Source organism: bacterium SCSIO 12643 (assembly GCA_024398135.1).
Lineage (GTDB): Bacteria > Bacteroidota > Bacteroidia > Flavobacteriales_G > Salibacteraceae > CAJXZP01.
Window position 1 is genome coordinate 3,127,059 of sequence record CP073750.1, and the last position, 19,883, is coordinate 3,146,941.

Below are 19,883 nucleotides of genomic sequence, written 5' to 3' on the forward strand. Positions count from 1 at the left end.
AATGGATATTAACGGAATATTGACACAATTTGGACCACTGATTTTAATTGGAGTGGTTTTTTATTTTTTCATCATCAGACCTCAGTTAAAGAGAGCGAAAGATGCAAAGAAGTTTAGAGAGGCGATGAGAAAAGGCGACAAAGTCGTAACCATTGGTGGAATACATGGAAAGATTTTAGAGATTAGAGAAACAACAATCGTTCTGGAGGCAGAAAGTAAAACCAGATTTGTGGTGGAGCGTTCAGCAATTTCTCCAGAATTTACATCAGGATCAGGCGAAAGCGATTTGGCCTTGTCCGCGCGTAAATAATGCAAAGCTCCGACCCGGCAGATACAAAGAGTTTGTTTATCCGGTATAAGCCGGGTCGGAGGTTTTATGTTTTTGTAATTAGCTTGTTCTTAGCATCCGGGTTTTGGTTGCTGAATGCGTTAAACAAAACATATAATGAAGAAATTGAAATTACCCTAAAGTACATTAACCTTCCTGAAGACCGGGCTTTTTCTCCGGTTCCTTATCGCAATATTAAAATCGAATTATCGGGTGATGGTTATGGTCTCATTCAGTTTAGAGACGTGGCCGAAGAAGATACGGTAGTGATTGACATCGCGAAACTGCATTTCGAATCTTACGGAAGAAAAGAACGTGCGAGTATTCCAACTTCGGTGATTGTGAATGATTTGAAAAGTGGATTGAGTAACAATATGAATGTCACGCGAATTAATCGAGATACCATTGAAATTGTCACGGAACGTGGAACATCAAAAGAATTAAAAATTAAACCCGATTATAGTGTGACACTGGCCAAAGGAATGGTGCTTAAGAAACCCATTTATGCGGTACCTGAATGGGTGAATACCAATGGACCAATCTCAGTGTTGGATGAATTGGAAGAATTAAAAACCGATCATGTATATTTAGATGACTTATCTGAATATCAGGAAGTGGAAGTAGAGCTAAGTTATAATGCTAAGCTATTACAACCTGAGGTCTCCACAGTGAGGTTGATTGCCGAAGTTGAAGCCTTGACCGAAGGTGAGATTGAAATACCAATTCATGTAGAGAATATCCCTGAAGGTAAGCGAGTTCGATTGCTACCGCAGATCATTACTTTAAAATACAGTACGGGATTATCTCATTATGATTTTATTACTCCTGAGTTATTTGATGTGGTGGTGAATTACGAAAATGTTTTAAAGAATCCATCAAAGTTGCCGGTTACCATTAGAACCTATCCGAGCTATGTGAATGTTATTCAATATGTACCTGAGCGCGTGGATTATTTAATCATGGATTTGGAGGATAAAAAATGAAGGTTGTAGGCTTGACAGGTGGAATTGGTAGTGGAAAAACAACCGTAGGTAATATCTTTAAAAGATTGAAGATACCTGTATACGATTCGGATTCCAGAGCCAAGGCGTTATATACAGAGAGTCCGGAATTAAGAAAACAAGTAGAGAAGGAGTTCGGAACTGATATATATTCCGAAGATCAAATCGATCGAGCAAAACTGGCTGCAATTGTTTTTCAAGATAAAAGCAAACTGGAGGTTTTAAATGGATTGGTACATCCTGTATTGAATCTGGATTTTGAGCAATGGGCAAATTCGCAAGAAGCGCCTTATGTGATTCGAGAAGCAGCCATATTGTTAGAGTCGGGTGGTTACAAAGCATGTGACGCTATTATTGTGGTGACGGCTGATGAATCTATTCGAATAGCGAGAGTACAGACGCGAGATGAGGCTACTGCGGAACAAGTGAAAGCCAGAATTCAAAACCAGTGGTCGGATCAAAAAAGGTTAGAATATGCCGATTATGAGATCAGGAATAATGGACAGGAGCCATTGATTGATCAGGTGATGCAAATCCATGAGGAATTGAAATCCTGAAAGTAAGCTCATGATTTAAAGCTTTTTCTAACTTTAAATTAACCCGATTAATTTTAGGCATTGTTAACCTTTATGTTTTCTTTGTCTGAGAAGAACATTAAATTTTAATTTCTACAAAATATGAAGGTTTTCTCTAAGGTTCTTGCTGTACTGATAATCGTACTTCTAGCAGGTTTTATCTATTTTATTTCAAATTTTGGTCCTATCATTTCCGGTTTCGGAGCTAAAGGTGTTTGTTCGTGTGTATTTGTTGGGAATCGAACTGCGGAGAGTGCGATAGCGAATGAGTTGGGTGCATTTCCATTGTCGCTTGGACACTTTGAAGTGAATATGGAAGATTCCTCCGCTACGGGAACTGTTTTTGGGTTGGCCAGATCAAAAGCAATTTATCGTAAAGGTTTGGGATGTACTTTGATTCGTGAGAGAAGTGAAGAAGAAATCAGAACCGAATTGCCCGGAGTTGATTTAAAGAAACCGGAATTAAGTGATACTTTGGACTGGCCTTTGGGAACCAGATTACCGGATTCTATTAGTAGTCATGTGGATTTGAATGCACTTAAAAAAGTGATTGCGCAATCTTTTGAAAATACAAATCCAGAAGTTCCTGCAAAAACCAGAGGGGTATTGGTGGTGTATGATGGGCAATTGGTTTTAGAAGAATATGCAGATGAGTTTGATAAAAACTCAGCGCAATTGGGATGGTCTATGACTAAAAGTGTCACCAACGGTTTGTACGGGATTATGGTTAAGAAGGGTATGTTGGATATTTATCAACCTGCTCCGGTTTCTGAGTGGCAAAATGCGGATGACCCCAGAAGTGAAATCACTACAGATGAGTTATTGCGAATGAGCTCAGGGTTGTATTGGGAAGAAGTTTATTCGAATGTAAGCACGGCTACAAATATGTTGTATAAATATGCCAGAATGGGAGACTTTGCCGTATCGCAAGATCTACAATATGAAATTGGATCGAAATGGTATTATTCTAGTGGAACAACCAATATCTTGTCTAAAATCTTAAGAGAGCAGGTTGGAGAAGAAAAATATTATCAGTTTGCACAAAATGAATTGTTTAGCAAGTTAGGAGTTACTACTGCAGTTATTGAACCCGATGCGGGAGGTACTCATGTAGGATCATCTTACATGTGGGCATCCGCGAGAGATTGGGCGCGTTTAGGATTGTTATATTTAAACAACGGAAACTGGTATGGAGAACAAATCTTACCGGAAAATTGGGTGAATTATACGGTACAACCAACTGCACATACGGATAAAGGACAGTATGGTGCGCAATGGTGGTTAAATGCGGGAGAAGAAGGGAATGAGCAAAATCGATTATTACCGGATGTTTCCACCGATATGTATATGATGGATGGCTATGAGGGGCAACGTGTTTTTGTAGTTCCGTCTAAAAAGCTGGTTGTGGTTAGATTAGGACAAAATAAAAGAGGTGGTTTTGATCATAACTGGTTTTTGAGTAGTGTGATGAACTGTATTAAATAGATGCAAATGAAGGTTACTTTTCTGGGAACAGGGACCTCGCAGGGCGTTCCCATGATCGCATGTGATTGTGAAGTATGTACTTCAACAAACTCAAAAGACAAACGATTAAGATCTTCCATTTTAGTAGAAGTCAACGACCAAACAATCATTGTGGATACTGGCCCGGATTTTAGATATCAAATGTTGCGTGCACAGGTCAAAAAACTGGATGCTGTGGTTTTTACGCATGAACATAAAGATCATGTAGCCGGTTTGGATGATGTGAGAGGATTTAACTACATCATGAAAAAATCCATGCAGATCTACGCAACTGAAAATGTGCAAACTGCATTAAAAAGAGATTTTCATTATGCGTTTGGAGCAAATAAATATCCCGGGGTACCACAATTAGAATTGAATACGATTACCAGTGAACCGTTTCATATTGAAGACCTGGAAATGATTCCTATTCAATTAAAACATTACAAAATGGATGTTTTTGGATACAGAATAGGAAAATTTGCCTACATCACGGATGCCAATTATATTGCTGAAAGTGAAATGAAAAAGCTAGAGGGTCTGGAGGTTTTGGTCATTAATGCACTCCAAAAAACAAATCATATTTCTCATTTTACATTGGAAGAAGCATTAGATGTCATCGGCCGGTTAAAACCTAAAAAAGCATATTTAACGCACATTAGTCATCGGATGGGAAAACATGAAGATGTGAGTAAAGAATTACCGGAGAACGTTGAATTGGCTTATGATGGGTTAGTAGTGGAAGTATAGTACATTTGTATACAATCTTTTAATAATTCGACATGTGTAGAAGAATACTCTTTGTTTTAACGTTTGTATTGATAGGATTTTCTGTACAAGCTCAATTATTAAAATTGAGTTCTCCGGATTCGTTAAATGGCAAACCCAAAAAAGAGTTTTATACTACAGCCTGGATAAAGTATAGTGGATTTTATGATCTAAGAGGAATTCCCAATGTATCGTCTATGCATTTGCCATCCATTCCTACCGAACGTCAAAATGTACCGGATGATCCACAATATCATGCAGATTTAAATCAAACCAGAATCATATTTGCATCTGCTTTTCAGACCAAATCTTTGGGGGAGATCAAGTCGTATATCGAAACAGATTTTTATGGCAATGGAGGCGGAGGTTTGCGCATGCGTCATGCTTATGTACGATTTTTAAATTTTAGAATTGGGCAAGCATGGTCCGGATTTACAGATGAGGAGGCATGGCCGAATATCACGGATTTTGATGGCCCTTCAACGGGTGTTTGGGTAAGAACAGCACAGATTACCTATTTCATTCGACCGAATAAGGATTCGGATATTTCTATTGGTATTGAGACACCAGTACCGGATTACAATCGTTATTTAGAGTTTGATACTTTGGTATCGCCTACCAATCAAACCATACCTGATTTTGTATCACACTATGAAATCAGGTGGCCTAAGGGGCACTTTCAATTGGGTGGTGTGGCAAGAGCGATTGAGTATAAAAATGCGCAGTCGAAAACCATTTATAAACTGGGAGGTGGTTTTAGTGGTTCGGGAAGTCAGGTTCTTTTTGGAAGAGATAAATTCATTTACCAAATTGCAGCGGGTTATGGAATTTCCAGATATTTAGTATCGTTTGGTGGAGGTGGATGGGATGCCGTACCAAATTCTCAAGGTGAATTGGAATTAGTCCCTATTTATGGCGGTTATGTTGGATATCAACTTTTCTGGGGAAAGAAAACCTATGACCAAAGAGATCATAATCATTTTAGCTCCACATTTGTTTACGGATATGTGCAACTCAATAACCCGTTGAATCAACCGAAAGCAACATTGCTTACCGGATCATATGCAAGTGCCAATGTATATTGGAATGTGGTTGGACCACTCAATATCGGTTTAGAAGGAATTTATGGTTTTCGTACGGATGAATTGGAAAGCTCGGGTGATAACTTAAGAATCCAGTTAGTTGTTGAATACAATTTCTAAGAGTTTGAATTTAATATCTCGTTAAGCTTTTCATCCAGTTCTTCTACAGTTAACCCTCTGGCAATAATTTGTCCATTGGGATCAATGAGTACAGTATGTGGAATGGCACTTACTCCATATAAGTTAGACGCAGCATTGTCCCAAAGTTTTAGATCAGAGACATGGTCCCATTCCAGACTATCTTCTTGAATAGCTTGGAGCCAATTTTCTTTTTTAGAATCTAACGAAACACCCAAAACGTTATAGCCGTTATCATGATATTTATGATAGATAGCCACCATTTTTTCACTATCTGCACGACAGGGTCCACACCAGGAAGCCCAGAAATCAATTAATAGATAGGAGCCAAAATGTGAAGACAAGGATTCCGGAATGCCTTCGGTATTGTTCATAGTGAAATCGGGAGCAGGTTTACCTACAGCACTATTTTCCAGTTTTAGAAGCTTTCCTTCAATCATGCTATATAAGGCTGTTTTCTCGATTTCCGGAGAGATATTATCAAAAAGAATGCGAAGTTCTTCTGTAGTTACATCATACATTAATTTGTTTGCAATATAAAACTCTGCGACATAGCTTTTTGGATGTGATTTAACCCAATCTAATAACCATTTGTCTTTGATTCCCGAAAAAGCAAAATACTGTTGCTCCAATTGTTTCATTAAAACAGAATCGCCTTGTTCCTCTGCCATATTGTATTGTTGGTAGATAGAATTCATTTGATTGTCAAAAATGAGCATGCTATCCTGAATGCTTAAATACTCATTATGTACAGCCGATCCTGAGATTTTTTCCTGACCCGGTTTTTCAAAATTTCCGGTGATTTGAATTGGACTATTTTCTGCAAAGAAGTTGACAATGTAATTTCTCTTTCGGTCTCCAAATGAGAAAAAATCTGCACCGTCTACATGTCCAGTGAAATGGAATTTTCCGCTATCTCCGCTTACAGAATCGATGAGCACCCAATTAAAGTCTTTGAAGACATACAAAAACGCAGAATCCATGCTGGTTTTGCCAATCTCTATCTGGATCTCATAACCCGGAACTGAAGGTTCTTTTGGGGCTTCTGAACTGGAATTGCATGAAGAGAAATATCCGATCATCAGAATGGAAATAACAAACTTGAACATAGAATGAACCATAGTAGAAAATAAAGATTGATAAAATGAAGGGTAAATAAAAAGGATTTGAGTGACTTTACCAATTAAAGTAGTGAGATAATCCTAACCATACAGCGATCCAGGCCAAACCTTTAAGCAAAAAGAAAGCGAACCCCACCCAGCCAATACGCTTGAGCCACAGCATGATTTTTTGATTGATTTTTTTCAAATTTAGATTTCTTTAAAGAGGGCAAAATTAAGGGTTCTGGTGAATTGGGATAGAATAAAAAAAGCTTAATATGTAATGAATTGTCATTTTAATCCATCACATATTAAGCTTTTACTTTTTGTTGACAGTGGTTTATTCCACCCAGTCTGCTACAAATAAATTCGTTTCGTGTGTTCCACCATTGTTACGGTTAGAAGACCAAACCAGGTGTTTACCGTTGTTTGAAAATACAGGAAATGCATCAAATACACCATCGTAAGTGATTTTAGTTAAACCAGTACCATCGGTATTGATCATGAACAAGTTGAAAGGAAAACCTTTTTCGTTTTCATGGTTAGAAGAGAACAATACTTTTTTACCACCAGGGTGGAAGAAAGGTGCCCAGTTTGCTCCGCCTAATTTTGTAAGTTGTCTTAAGTTACTGCCATCTACGTTACAGATATAAAGCTCCATTTCAGTTGGCATTACTTGTCCTTGTGCCAATAACTCTTTATACACTTTGATCTCTTCTTCTGTTTTAGGACGAGAAGAACGGAAGATTAATTGGGTTCCATCCGGAGAAAAGAAAGCACCACCATCATATCCTAATTCATGTGTAACTTGCTTCACATCGCTACCATCAATATTCATAGTGAAAAGTTCTAAATCTCCAGTTCTTAAAGATGTAAATACGATTTTATCACCTTTTGGGGAAACTGTAGCTTCAGCATCATATCCTTCCCAATCCGTAAGTTGTTTAACGATGTTTCCTTCTAAATCCGCAACAAAAATGTCGAAGTCAGGATAAATTGGCCAGATGTATTTTCCATCTGCTCTTTTTTCAGGAACTGGAGGACAAGCTGAATCTCCTAAATGTGTAGAAGCATATACAATAGTACTGTCACCTGGTAAGAAATAAGAACATGTGGTTCTACCCAAACCTGTACTTACTAATTGTGGTTTGTTATTTACCATATCATCTTTTTGCCAATCTGCCACAAATATCTGGTCGCATTCCGCGCCCCATTTGTCATACTTCGCCTGGAAAACCAATTTTGAATCGTCAAAACTCCAGTATGCTTCAGCAATATCACCACCTTGAGTCAATTGACGCACATTCGTTAAATGTGTTTCTTCTTTATAGTGAACTTCACTCTTCTTAGTAGCTCCGGTATGTCCATCCGCATCACCGTGTTCGTGATGTTCTCCATCTTTATGCGCATGTTTGTTTTGATCTTGAGATGCGCCACAAGATGCTAGAATAAATGTAGGTACAAGTAGCGAAAGAAATAACTTTTTCATGTTTGGTATATTTTGAGGTCGCGAAAATAATATTTCATAACATCCCAGAATATGGCATTTATCATGTTTACTTTTCATGACATTTCTCTGACAATAGACATGATTTTGCTCAATCAGTGTAGATAGGGGATGTTTAATTTCGCATCTTTAAAACAATAATCCGAATCAAATGAAGAATTACATACTGTTAGCAATCTTCGGATTCAGCGTAATCACAAGCTTTGCGCAAGATCCGAAATCTGATATGATCGAAGTAGTGAATTATCTGGCTAGCGATAAACTAGAAGGAAGAGAAACCGGAACTAAAGCAGAACGTAAAGCGGCAAAGTATCTGGTAAAACAGTTTAAAACGATTGGGTTGGCACCAAAAGGTGAAGATGGGTTCTATCAGGATTTTACTTATACTCCAAAACCTAATCCACATATGGCTCCATCTGAGCAAAACAAAAATTATGATCCCGTAACCGGTAGAAATGTAATTGGATATATTGATAATGGCGCAGAATACACTGTGGTTTTAGGAGCTCATTACGATCATTTAGGTATGGGTGGTGAAGGTTCCAGATATAAAGGTGAACCAGCTGTACATAATGGTGCGGATGACAATGCCAGTGGAGTAGCGATGATTCTGGAGTTAGCGAAGTACTTAAAAGAAAACAATAAGAACCACAATTATTTGATTTTAGCTTTTTCGGGAGAAGAGAAAGGACTTTGGGGTTCAAATTATTTCATGAAAAATCCGACTATCGATACCAATAAGATTTCTTACATGATCAATTTTGACATGGTAGGAAGGCTTTCTGCTTCGTATAAATTGGCAGTGTATGGAACGGGAACTTCACCGAGTTTTGATCCGGTATTGGATCAGGCAAATGATCCTGTGAAATTTCATTTAATGAAAAAGGAATCAGGTGTTGGACCATCAGATCATACTTCGTTTTATTTAAAAGGGTATCCGGTATTACATTTCTTTACCGGACAACATGAGGATTACCATAAACCAAGTGATGATGCAGATAAAATCAATTATGATGGAATGGTATTGATCTTGAATTATGTGGAGGAAGTAATTGGTAAGTTAGATGGAGAAGGGAAGTTGGAATACCGTAAAACTAAGGATGAAGACTCTCGTAAAGCACCAAAGTATTCTGTGACACTAGGTGTTGTTCCTGATTATTTATATGATGGCAAAGGAATGCGTATTGATGGAACCAGCCCGGGAAAACCTGCGGAGAAAGCCGGAATGAAAGCTGGTGATGTGGTGATCAAAATGGGCGATATTGATGTGCCTGATATGATGGGGTATATGAAAGCATTGAGTCAGTTTAAAAAAGGGCAAGAAACAGATGTTGTCGTTTTAAGAGAAGGGAAAGAGGTGACATTACATGTAACTTTTTAATCATAATATAATTTAAAAGAAAAGCCCCGTCAGAAACTTCTGACGGGGCTTTTTTATGCGGATTATTTAGATCTCCTTTGGGGAACTCTATACTTCAAGCCCAGTGTAAATATACCGTCACTTAAGGTGAAGTTGTTCTGGTTTACAGACTTTTCAGGATTAAGAAGAGGTGATGAATCATAGTTTATTTGATATCTAAGACTAAAATAGTGATGGTCAGAAACCCGTAGACTTATTCCTAAGTTTAGGTAGCTTCCTAAAACAAATCGATTGATCTGATTTTTAAATTCAAAGGTTTTAGGTAAACCATTGTAATGAAACAATACGGCCCCATATAAACCACCACCAAATATGAATTGATGGTTTTTACCAAAATTTAGATCAAAACCTATTGGTATTTTAAAATAGTTTAATGCGGTATCATTCTGTTTTCTATTTGCATACCATAACCCGGTACGTAAAGAGATGAATGCCTTCCAGGGAGAATAATCATATGAAACTCCTGCACTTAGATGTTGAGGCTGATTTCTTAAGAAAGGATTGATAACTGTTTTGGAGCCAGGTGAAAAATTAGATATGCCATATCCAATGTTTAAACCCCAATCATTTTTTTGACCGGAAGCCAGTATTGGATAGAATAAAACGGAATTGAATAAAAGAAAAAAGAGGTAAGGGCGCATTCGAAATATTTAAAGTTGTAAAAGCGAATTCCGAAGTATAACGTTTCAGAATTCGTTTTATTGGAACTTTTTCGAATGCGTTAAAACCTACATCAATACCCCTGCTTTAGATTTAATAGCTGGAGGTAAATCTTTTTCATTGAGCATTTCTCTTAAATCAATTTCTATTGTACGGCATAAGGACAACATAGGAATATCATTGGCCATACCTTGAAATGGATTTTCAGAATAGTCACCGATAATTTCCATCATCACATATACCAGTCCAATTAAAGCTGTTAGAGGAATTGAAATCCATAAACCCCATGTGCTGATATTCATTAATTCCGGAATTACACTAAACGGAAGTAACATGATGAAAATTCCGATAAAGTAACGACTCATATTGGCGTATTGCCTTGGAAGCGGGAATTTTTTGATTCTTTCATTTTTACCTTGCAGGGTGTAAAATGTTCTGAGTACACGTTCCATTTCCATATGACGGAAGTCGTCAATCACATTATTGGCTCTTAATTCAGTCAGGTCTCTTGACTGTTCGTTTACGATTTGGGTCGCAGTGTTTTTAGCCTGCGTGAGTCTTTCGTATTCATTATTGGATAAATAGTGTTTAAGCTCTGTTCTGGAAATATCATCTTCGATAAGACCGACACCAAAACTATCCTGATATCTTTTGGCAATTCTCCCTGTTGGACCGCCCTGGCTGATATGTTCCCATTCCGTAGGAACTAACAATTGATTTCTATGTGCATATAACCATGCAATATGTCTGTAGATGAGTCTCTTTTTGATGGCATAAATCTCTTGTGGAGTGCTTTTTTCATTTTGAAATAAATCGGTAATAAAACCATCCACAAACATTCCCCAGGAACGGCTTTCATTTACAATTCCGCCCCAAATTTTACGGGCTTCCCACATTCTATCATAGGCCTGATTGTTTTTGAAACCTACATAAAAGGCAACAGCAGTACCCACTACGGAAACCGGTAACCACGGAATTTTTACCACCAGAATACCATTATGATATAATGCAGCTGCAGCTCCCATTAAAGCGGTAAGCCAAATCATATGGTGCGCAGTCCAACCAATGAGATTCTTGAATTTTATTCCTTTAGTTACAATCATTTAATAGATGTTTTATGTTGTTTTAAAAATGTTTGAAGGTAGGTGTTTCGTAAAATCAAAGAGGCAAAAATAGTGAAAGCAAATACTATGATCGTTCAATATGATTCCAGACCTGGAAAGAGAATCAAAAAATAATCCGGGACAGTGCATATTTGACTATCCCGGATTACATATGAAAAAATGATTTTTTTAGATGCTTAATTGTTGTTTCATCATTCCGAAAAACTCATGATCAGACATTGCTTTTCTGGCATCCAATAATTGTTCTGCATCCGCTCCGGCTCTATATCTCAATATGTTGGTTTTATCGGTTGCGGCAGAGTAAATCACATCTGCGACTAATTCAGGAGTGCTCATCGCTTCAGGTTGCATCATGTTTTGGAAAGTATTCATGACCGTACCTACGAATTCATTGTACTCGGTTAAAGATTCTTTGTGTTGGAAGTCTAATGAGCGTCCGCCAAAATCTGTAGCCACGCCTCCCGGTTCGACCAGTTTAACCTGAATACCTAATGGAGCCAATTCGTAATGTAAGGATTCACTTAATCCTTCTACGGCAAATTTAGTAGCGTGATACAATGACATCAATGGAAAGGTCATTTTACCTCCAATAGAAGAGATATTGATAAACATTCCCGATTTGTTTGATCTAAAATGTGGAAGTACGGCTCTGGTAACATCAAAGAGTCCCATCACATTTACATCAAACTGTCTTTTTACTGTTTCTTTCGAAGCAGACTCAAATGTGCCCATAAGTCCATATCCCGCATTGTTTAACACGACATCGATTTGGCCGAATTTGTCAATACCTTCCTGAATAGCTTTGGCAATGGTATCTTCTTTTTGAACATCCAGTTGCGTTACCAAAACGTTCTCCATTTGATTGAGTTCATTCTCTTTTTCAGGTGTACGCATGGTAGCGATGACATTCCATCCTTCAGTTTGGAATTTTTTTGCGGTAGCCCGGCCAATGCCTGAGCTGGCTCCTGTGATTAAAATTGTTTTATTCATGATATTTTATTTAGCTGTTAAAATGCCCGCATCAATGAGTACCTGGAAAGCGTCTTCCATGGTTTCTTTCATTGGACGGAAATGAATTTGAAGTTCTTTTTGGATTTTAGAATTGTCGGCATTCCATGGAATGTTGACATTGTTACGAATGAACTTTCTTGTAAATAATTTATTGGTCATCGGTCCAATCAACATCAGTAACCATTTAGGTAGAGCTTTTTTAGGTAATGGAAATTTGTCGCCATACTTTGGAAGCAAAACTTTGCTCATTTCTAAAAAACTCGTATTGTGTGCTGAAGTGATATAGCGTCCCTTTGCCGTAGGAGTGAAGCCTGCCTTGAAATGCGCATCTGCTACATCTCTGACATCTACCAGCCCAACACCAATATTTGGCACCCCGGCTTTCATTTCACCATTTCCAAACATTTTCAAAACATTAGCGCTCTCTGAAGTATTATGATGAGGATTTAAAGCAGGCCCCATCACAAAACTCATATTAACGGTGATTAAGTCCCACTGATTCTGACTTTTTTGAATTTCCCAGGCTTTTTTCTCGGCCATGGTTTTTGAATATGGATAAGGCTGATAATCCAATGAAGCTGTGTTATTCCATACTTTTTCGGTTATCCTTCCACCCGGAGCATTTACCGTATCAATAGCATCGGTATAAATAGCAACACAACTGCTGGTCACCACGACACGTTTAACGGATGGTGTTTTGCTTGCAGATTCGAGTACATTAGTTGTCCCTTTCACAGCGGGATCAACAAGTTCTTTTTGTGGATCTTTAACGTCTGTAATAAATGGCGATGCAGTGTGATAAACGAGTTCACAACCTTCCATGGCTTTAGCATAAGAGCCTGGAGTTAGTAAATCTCCCTGGAAAAACTTGATGTTTCCTTTGAGTTCCGCAGCAGCCTTTTTAAGGTGTCCAATTTTCTTTTCATTATTCGGGTTTCTTACTGCAGCATGTACCGTGATTCCTTCCTGAAGTAGTTTATATACCAGCCAACTTGCTACATATCCGTTGGCACCTGTTACCATTACTGGTTTTGATTTATCTATTTGAGTCATAACAATTATGAATTATAATTACTGTACAAATATCCTTTGATATCCAGTAGCTTACTAACACATAATTGGGAATGACTTACACAAAATGCAGATGCTAATTCAAATTGCGGAATTCTACAGGGGTCTGTCCGGTTTTGTTTTTAAATAATCTGGTAAAATAGTGCGGATAGTTGAATCCCAGATCATAAGCAATTTCACTCACTGATTGATCCGATTTTAACAACAAATTTTTAGCAGTTTCAATCACGTAATTATTGATATGATCTTTAGGACTTCTTCCGGTTTCCTTTTTTAAGAGATCACTAAAATAATGTTGTGAAAGATGAGACTTCTCAGAAAAGTACTGAATACTCGGAATCCCGTGTTCCAGATGTTGATTGTCTTTAAAATATCTTTTTAAAGAACGTTCAAACTCAGTTACAATATCTTTACTCTGATTGGTACGTGTATTAAATTGACGTTCGTAATAACGTAACGAATAGTTGAGCAAGAGTTCCAGATTAGAAATGATTACACGTTGACTATGATTGTCAATTCTTTGTTCGTATTCGTTTTTGATGGTTAGTACACAATTGCTAATGGTTTGCTCTTCTTCTTCCGATAAGTGTAAGGCTTCATACACATCATAGTTGAAGAATGAATAATCATCCATCATGTCATGTAAATGTGTGTTGCGGATGAGGTCGGGGTGAAAGAATAACATCCATCCGGTAATTTCACCTTTTTCGATTTGTCGGGTAGGCGTGTATACCTGACCGGGTGCGGAAAAGATTAAAACACCTTCTTCAAAGTCAAAAGAATTACGTCCATATTCAATACCACAACTTTTATCCTTTAAGGAGATCATATAGTAGTCATTGACAAACTTGGTGTTGAGCTCAGTGTCCGGAATAAACATTTCGGAGGCGTCAACCCATGAGATGAGTGGATGCTTAGGTTTGTCAATACCTAGTAGGTTGTGCATCTCACTAATCGACTTGATTTTAAATAGTTCCTTAGACATCTTTCAAAAATAATGTATTACCATGCAAAGATGTAGGAATTACATAGGAGTATCCTTACACAAAATGCGGATTAAATAACACAAAACGAGTGCTCTGGATGTTGTTTACTCTTAAAGTGGGAATTTGGCAATCCACATGGTGTATTCTCTTTTATGGATACTTTTAGATTGGAATTGTGTTTTGCCACCTAAAATATGTCCCAGTAAGAATATGTTTTGATCATGAATGCATGCTGCATCACCATAATCGGTCATAAGTCCTCCGCCTGAGTGAAGTGAAATAAGCTGCCCTTTGAGATTGTATTTGGCAATGTGAAAATCAGTAGCACCTTTAGATTGGATTGAAATATTATTGGTATCGGTAGAAGGAAATGTCAGACGTGTGGTTTTGCCCACAATAAAAAAATCACGGTCGTTTATCAGAATATTACTGGTTGAAGTAGATACACCATTATTGGTTTGTAATAACCATTTGACTTTACCTCTGGTGTTCAGCTGGGAAATAAAGAGGTTGGAGTGGATACTACCTGAAATTAAGATCTTATTTTTTTGTAAAGCGACTGCTTGTCCTACCCCGGGATAAAACTGAGATTTTGGAAGGTTGAGTCTGCTGTTGATCCATTTCAATTTTCCATTCGGATCGAATTTTGAAACAAAGAAAGTTTGAGCATGACTTTTAGAAATAAGCACCTGATCATCAATTTTAATCCTTTCAAAAAAACCGCCAGTGGTATAGATATTTCCTTTTTTATCCGTAGTCAATGCGATCACATGTGATCGTCCATTGTTTTCTCCATTCTTTTGCCAAATAGGTTGGAAATCAGAGTCTAATTTTAAAATGAAATACTTCCTTTTGGATTCATTTTCTACAGTGTAAAAGCTATTTCCAACAATTATAAGTTGGTCGTTATGATCAATTTTGAAATCCTGAGGCGCTTCTCTTTCATTGTTTGAAATAAAACGGGTGGCTAAGATATTTCCCAAAGAGTCGTGCTTACAAATGAATAGACCATGAGAAGCGGGATCAGCAGGTTTATCCACGTATATTGTTTCCTGACGGGATGAGATGAAATTTAACACAGGACTAAAGGATTCTCCTACGGTATAAATATTCCCCTCTGAGTCTATTTCAACGCCTCTCGATCGACATTTACCCATACCATAACTGATCCACAGCAATTTGCCGGAACTGTCATGTTTCATTAAAAAATAGGTGTTGGCAATCCCATCGTATCGTCCTCCGGTACTCCAAATGTGAATACTATCAGCCAATACGATGCCCATATTAAATGATCCGGTAGTGTAGATATTCCCGGAATTATCGGTAACTATATCCTCAGGAATAAAACCTCCGGATTGGAAATCGATTACCCATAAGGGGTCTATTCTGGTAGATTGATCTGCAATAGATTGTGCACTTAAGGAAGAGTGGACTCCCAAGCTTACAAAAACCAGGAAAAAAGTGAGTGAAATATATGTACGCATAAACCTATTTATCCAAATTGTATACCGGATAGATCGTGGTGTTGTACCCAATCAAACGGTCATATACCTGACCAGGTTCTTTGTAGTATACGAAAAAGCTATACTCATTGTCTGTTTGTGAGTGACTTCCCTCAATAATGGCTACATCAGGTTTGTCACTATTATGGCTTTTGTACATGTACAAATAGTTGTAGTAACCTTGCTTGATAAAAGTTGAAATTTCATATGCTTTTTTCTCCGCATTCCATTTCATTTTATAACGATCATCAAGGGCCCAGCCTGTAAATTCGCCATAGAGATAGATGTCTGCTTTATACAATTTAGCCGGGTAGAGCAGTGCCAGATTTACTTTCATGTACTCGCTTTCCAGGTCACTATCAAAACGGATGTCGTCATTTTTGATGTAAAAATGTCCGTTGATATCCGGAGTGGTTAAATACACCTTAGAACTTCTAGGTTTATCCGGGAAAATAAATGCATTTAGCGTATCATTTATCGTTGCAATATGTGAGGTGGTGATTGAATTGTAATTGATATTTCGAATATCAATGGTACGGAATTCATTACCTGCAGGGAAAATATTTTCTTCATCATAATCGTAAATCAACGAACGACCATTAATGAATTTCGGTTTTAAGTCCGTGATGGCATTGTCCCAGTTTTGATTTTGAGTCACAACCACTTTTAACGATGAAAATGGTTGAACCAATTCAATTTGTCCCTGGTTGATGGTGAAATCAACTTCGTGACTATTTTGTCTGTAGCGTCCTTGTGTGGGACGGTGTACATTCGGGATGATTGTAGCATAATGTTCTACCACAAAAAACCTTCGGGTCAGTACGATTTGTTCATCGTTATCCTGGTCATAAACGACCAACAGGTAATTTCCTGATTTTGTGAATCTAATGTCTTCATTCGGGAAGGTTAAATCATACTTCACAAAAGGCTGATACATCGTACTGGAAAAACCATAGGTCATGATGGTATTATCTTCAATGCCATCCAGATATTCAATTTTCAGTAAATCAGAAGGTTCCCAATTCGCATCACAATGAATAAACGTATACCCCAGGTTCCTTAAATTATCGTTTAAATCATCAAAGGTCAAATGCAAAATATCCGCACGTTCATTGAGATCAATCACCGGAAAAGTCTCGTTCCATCCCTTACGGAACAACTGTACGGTTTTAATCTTTGAATCATAAACCTTGTTTTTATACTGCAAATAATTCGGATCATAGAACTCATCGTCTTGGGAAAAAGCGATGGAAGATTGAAGTAAAAGCAAGATTATCAGACTTTTTAGCTGGAAAATTTTCATTAGAGATTCGTGTGATGTGAGCGGCTTATAAAGACCTTTTATAAATTATTAACAAAAACGGGATTTTTGATGGTTCAAATAAACAATTATTTACATTTGCGCGGTCATAAAATAGTCAAATTTATTCTGTGAATATATTTACAAATATGATCTTTTTAAACGGTTCTTCCAGACATGAGGCTTCTGGGAGTACTTTCGTGTATTACAAATCTCAAACCAATTAGTTTATGTCAAAGCATGTAAACATTAAAAGGGGGCTTGATATCAAGCTAGATGGAGTAGCTGAAAAAGTAACTTCTGAATCCTCGTCAAATGTTTTTGCTTTAAAGCCAACTGATTTTCAAGGGGTAACTCCAAAACTTGTATTAAAAGAAGGTGCTAAGGTGGAAGCTGGTTCACCTATCTTTTTTGATAAGGACAAACCAGAGGTTCAGTTCTGTTCGCCTGTAAGTGGAGAAATAAAGGAAATTAGACGTGGTGAAAAGCGAAGAATTCTAGAAATTTTGATTTCTAGTGATAATGCTTCTTCTTACAAGAAGTTTAGTCCAAAATCTGGTTCTCGTGAAGAGGTAATCGCATCACTTTGTGAAAGTGGTATGTGGCCATTTATTAAACAACGTCCATTCGATATCATGGCGAATCCTAAGGATAAACCAAAATCGATTTTTGTGACTGGTTTTAATACAGAGCCATTGACTGCAGATTTTGATTATGCTTTGTATGGACAAGATGCAGATTTCCAAAAAGGTCTGGACATATTAGCGAAGTTAACTGACGGTGGTGTTCATTTGAATATCCACAAAGAAAGAACGGCTTCTAATATGTTTAAGAGTGCAAAGGGAGTAACTACAAATACTTTCTCTGGACCACACCCTTCTGGAAACGTTGGTGTTCAAATCAACAATATTGATCCTATTAATAAAGGAGAAACTGTTTGGACATTAAATGCATTAGGTGTTACCACCATTGGAAAGTTTTTTAATACAGGAAAATTTGATCTTTCCAGACTAGTGGCTTTAGCTGGTGGAAAGGTGACAAAACCTAAATACGTAAAAACGATTGCCGGTGCACAGGTATCAAGTATTACCAATGGTAATATTGATAACGATAACGCACGTGTGATCAGTGGAGGAGTACTTACAGGAACACAAGTAGGAGAAGAAGGTTTCTTAGGCTTTTATGATTCTACGGTGACTGTAATTAAAGAAGGTAACTATTATGAAATGTTTGGATGGTTAACACCAGGAACAAATAAGTTCTCTATGTCCAGAACATTCTTAAGTTTCTTAATGCCGGGTAAATCGTATGATTTGGATACGAATTTACATGGTGAGCACCGTTCATTTGTGATGACCAATCAGTATGAGCAGGTATTCCCAATGGATATCTATCCGGTACAATTAATCAAATCATGTTTAGCTTATGATCTTGAAAAAATGGAAGCACTTGGTATTTACGAAGTAGCTCCGGAAGATTTTGCTTTATGTGAATTTGTATGTACTTCTAAAACTGAGGTTCAAGATATTATTAGAACGACCTTGGATAAGGCAATAATTGATTTAGGTTAATAAAAAATTGAAAGAACAATGAGCGATTTCATGTCAAAATTCAGGCCGTTGTTTCATAAAGGCGGAAAGTACGAGAAGTACAATCCAATTTTTGAATCATTCGATACATTATTTTTTGTTCCGGCTGCAACTACCTCAAAAGGATCTCATATTCGTGATGGGATCGATTTGAAGCGTACCATGATTACAGTGGTACTTGCGATGGTTCCTGCTTTAATCTTTGGAATCTGGAATACCGGTCACCAACACTTTTTGGCTTTAGGTCAATTTACTGAAGTAGGTGAAGGTTTAGTAGATAAATTATTATTCGGTGCTTTAAAAGTACTTCCTATTGTTATTGTATCCTATGGAGTAGGGCTTACCGTTGAGTTCATTTTTGGAATGAAAAACGGTCACTCACTTCAAGAAGGATTCCTGGTATCGGGGATGTTAATTCCTTTGATTGTGCCAGTTGGAACTCCTTTATGGATGATCGCAATCGCTACTATTTTTGCGGTAGTAATTGGTAAAGAGGTTTTCGGTGGAACAGGGATGAATATTGTCAACGTAGCTTTAACAGCACGTGCATTCTTATTCTTCGCATATCCTACTAAAATGTCAGGTGACAAAGTATGGGTAGACACCGATGGAGAGCAAGTCGTAGATTCATTTACAGGAGCAACTGCGTTAGGAGATTTAGCAAGTACAGTTCCTTTAGATAAAGCGAGTGACGCAGCTCAAAAAACAATGAGCATGTTTGACGATGGAGCAGTTTACAGTTTATCAAATTCTATCATTGGAACTATTCCGGGTAGTATTGGTGAAACATCTGTAATTGCGATCGGTTTAGGTGCATTATTACTATTAATTACCGGAATTGCGAGCTGGAGAATTATGTTGTCTTCAGTTGTGGGCGGTTACTTAATGGCTATGCTTTTCAATTTATGGGGCGCGAATGCATTTATGGATTTACCTGCGATTCACCAATTAATGATCGGTGGATTTATGTTCGGTATGGTATTCATGGCTACCGATCCTGTTACTGCTGCACAAACTGCAAAAGGACAATGGATTTATGGATTCCTGGTTGGATTCATCGCTATTCTGGTGAGAGTCTTTAACCCTGCATATCCTGAAGGAGTGATGATGGCGATTTTATTCATGAACGTAATGGCTCCATTGGTAGATCACTACGTGATTGAGGCGAATATTTCGAAACGTTTAAAAAGAAATAAATTGGCGACTAGCCAATCTTAA

Annotated in this window: 18 protein-coding genes; 9 read left to right on the plus strand and 9 right to left on the minus strand. The window is 37.6% G+C overall.

What is annotated here, in order from left to right; genetic code table 11:
- Position 1 precedes the first annotated feature (1 nt).
- From yajC to KFE94_13780, 6 genes are all read left to right on the plus strand, one after another.
- Positions 2–310: a preprotein translocase subunit YajC gene (yajC, locus tag KFE94_13755; protein ID UTW65707.1), complete on the plus strand. Its 309-nt coding sequence runs from the start codon at positions 2–4 to the stop codon at positions 308–310.
- Entirely contained in the window at positions 310–1,311 is a 1,002-nt protein-coding gene (locus tag KFE94_13760) for a hypothetical protein (protein UTW65708.1), read from the plus strand. The genes yajC and KFE94_13760 overlap by 1 nt, the downstream gene beginning before the upstream one ends.
- Positions 1,308–1,886 carry a dephospho-CoA kinase gene (gene coaE, locus KFE94_13765; protein ID UTW65709.1) on the plus strand — a complete coding sequence of 193 codons (579 nt, stop codon included), beginning with the start codon at positions 1,308–1,310 and terminating at the stop codon, positions 1,884–1,886. The genes KFE94_13760 and coaE overlap by 4 nt, the downstream gene beginning before the upstream one ends.
- A gap of 120 nt (positions 1,887–2,006) precedes the next feature.
- Complete coding sequence (locus KFE94_13770) at positions 2,007–3,389, plus strand: serine hydrolase (GenBank protein UTW65710.1); 1,383 nt, start codon at positions 2,007–2,009, stop codon at positions 3,387–3,389.
- 6 nt (positions 3,390–3,395) lie between these two features.
- Positions 3,396–4,157 (plus strand): MBL fold metallo-hydrolase, encoded by a 762-nt coding sequence (locus KFE94_13775; protein ID UTW65711.1) that lies wholly within the window; start codon positions 3,396–3,398, stop codon positions 4,155–4,157.
- A gap of 32 nt (positions 4,158–4,189) precedes the next feature.
- Positions 4,190–5,377: a hypothetical protein gene (locus tag KFE94_13780; protein ID UTW65712.1), complete on the plus strand. Its 1,188-nt coding sequence runs from the start codon at positions 4,190–4,192 to the stop codon at positions 5,375–5,377.
- Here the strand turns inward: KFE94_13780 and KFE94_13785 are convergent.
- Complete coding sequence (locus tag KFE94_13785; protein UTW65713.1) at positions 5,374–6,504, minus strand: AhpC/TSA family protein; 1,131 nt, start codon at positions 6,502–6,504, stop codon at positions 5,374–5,376. The two genes, KFE94_13780 and KFE94_13785, sit on opposite strands and share 4 nt — an antisense overlap.
- Positions 6,505–6,835: 331 nt before the next feature.
- Positions 6,836–7,984 (minus strand): PD40 domain-containing protein, encoded by a 1,149-nt coding sequence (locus KFE94_13790; protein UTW65714.1) that lies wholly within the window; start codon positions 7,982–7,984, stop codon positions 6,836–6,838.
- 169 nt (positions 7,985–8,153) lie between these two features.
- Here KFE94_13790 and KFE94_13795 point away from each other — a divergent pair, with 169 nt between their 5' ends.
- Positions 8,154–9,383, plus strand: a complete 1,230-nt coding sequence (locus KFE94_13795) for a M20/M25/M40 family metallo-hydrolase (protein ID UTW65715.1) — start codon at positions 8,154–8,156, stop codon at positions 9,381–9,383.
- Between the two features lie 62 nt (positions 9,384–9,445).
- Here KFE94_13795 and KFE94_13800 read toward each other — a convergent pair whose 3' ends face one another.
- The 7 genes from KFE94_13800 to KFE94_13830 all read right to left on the minus strand — a co-directional run bounded on the left by KFE94_13800 (position 9,446) and on the right by KFE94_13830 (position 17,079).
- The gene (locus KFE94_13800; GenBank protein ID UTW65716.1) at positions 9,446–10,063 is read right to left on the minus strand and encodes an outer membrane beta-barrel protein; all 618 of its coding nucleotides are present in this window, start codon (positions 10,061–10,063) and stop codon (positions 9,446–9,448) included.
- A gap of 87 nt (positions 10,064–10,150) precedes the next feature.
- On the minus strand, positions 10,151–11,185 hold the full coding sequence (locus tag KFE94_13805; GenBank protein UTW65717.1) for a hypothetical protein: 1,035 nt from the start codon (positions 11,183–11,185) through the stop codon (positions 10,151–10,153).
- Positions 11,186–11,374: 189 nt separating this feature from the next.
- On the minus strand, positions 11,375–12,196 hold the full coding sequence (locus tag KFE94_13810) for an SDR family oxidoreductase (GenBank protein ID UTW65718.1): 822 nt from the start codon (positions 12,194–12,196) through the stop codon (positions 11,375–11,377).
- A gap of 6 nt (positions 12,197–12,202) precedes the next feature.
- Entirely contained in the window at positions 12,203–13,270 is a 1,068-nt protein-coding gene (locus tag KFE94_13815; protein UTW65719.1) for an NAD-dependent epimerase/dehydratase family protein, read from the minus strand.
- A 94-nt stretch (positions 13,271–13,364) separates the two neighbouring features.
- Positions 13,365–14,273: a helix-turn-helix transcriptional regulator gene (locus KFE94_13820; protein ID UTW65720.1), complete on the minus strand. Its 909-nt coding sequence runs from the start codon at positions 14,271–14,273 to the stop codon at positions 13,365–13,367.
- Positions 14,274–14,384: 111 nt separating this feature from the next.
- The gene (locus KFE94_13825; protein UTW65721.1) at positions 14,385–15,758 is read right to left on the minus strand and encodes a hypothetical protein; all 1,374 of its coding nucleotides are present in this window, start codon (positions 15,756–15,758) and stop codon (positions 14,385–14,387) included.
- 4 nt (positions 15,759–15,762) lie between these two features.
- Positions 15,763–17,079, minus strand: a complete 1,317-nt coding sequence (locus KFE94_13830; GenBank protein UTW65722.1) for a DUF5103 domain-containing protein — start codon at positions 17,077–17,079, stop codon at positions 15,763–15,765.
- Between the two features lie 227 nt (positions 17,080–17,306).
- Here KFE94_13830 and KFE94_13835 point away from each other — a divergent pair, with 227 nt between their 5' ends.
- A complete protein-coding gene (locus tag KFE94_13835; protein ID UTW65723.1) occupies positions 17,307–18,647 on the plus strand; it encodes a Na(+)-translocating NADH-quinone reductase subunit A in 1,341 nt (446 codons plus the stop codon).
- A 30-nt stretch (positions 18,648–18,677) separates the two neighbouring features.
- A complete protein-coding gene (locus tag KFE94_13840) occupies positions 18,678–19,883 on the plus strand; it encodes an NADH:ubiquinone reductase (Na(+)-transporting) subunit B (GenBank protein ID UTW65724.1) in 1,206 nt (401 codons plus the stop codon).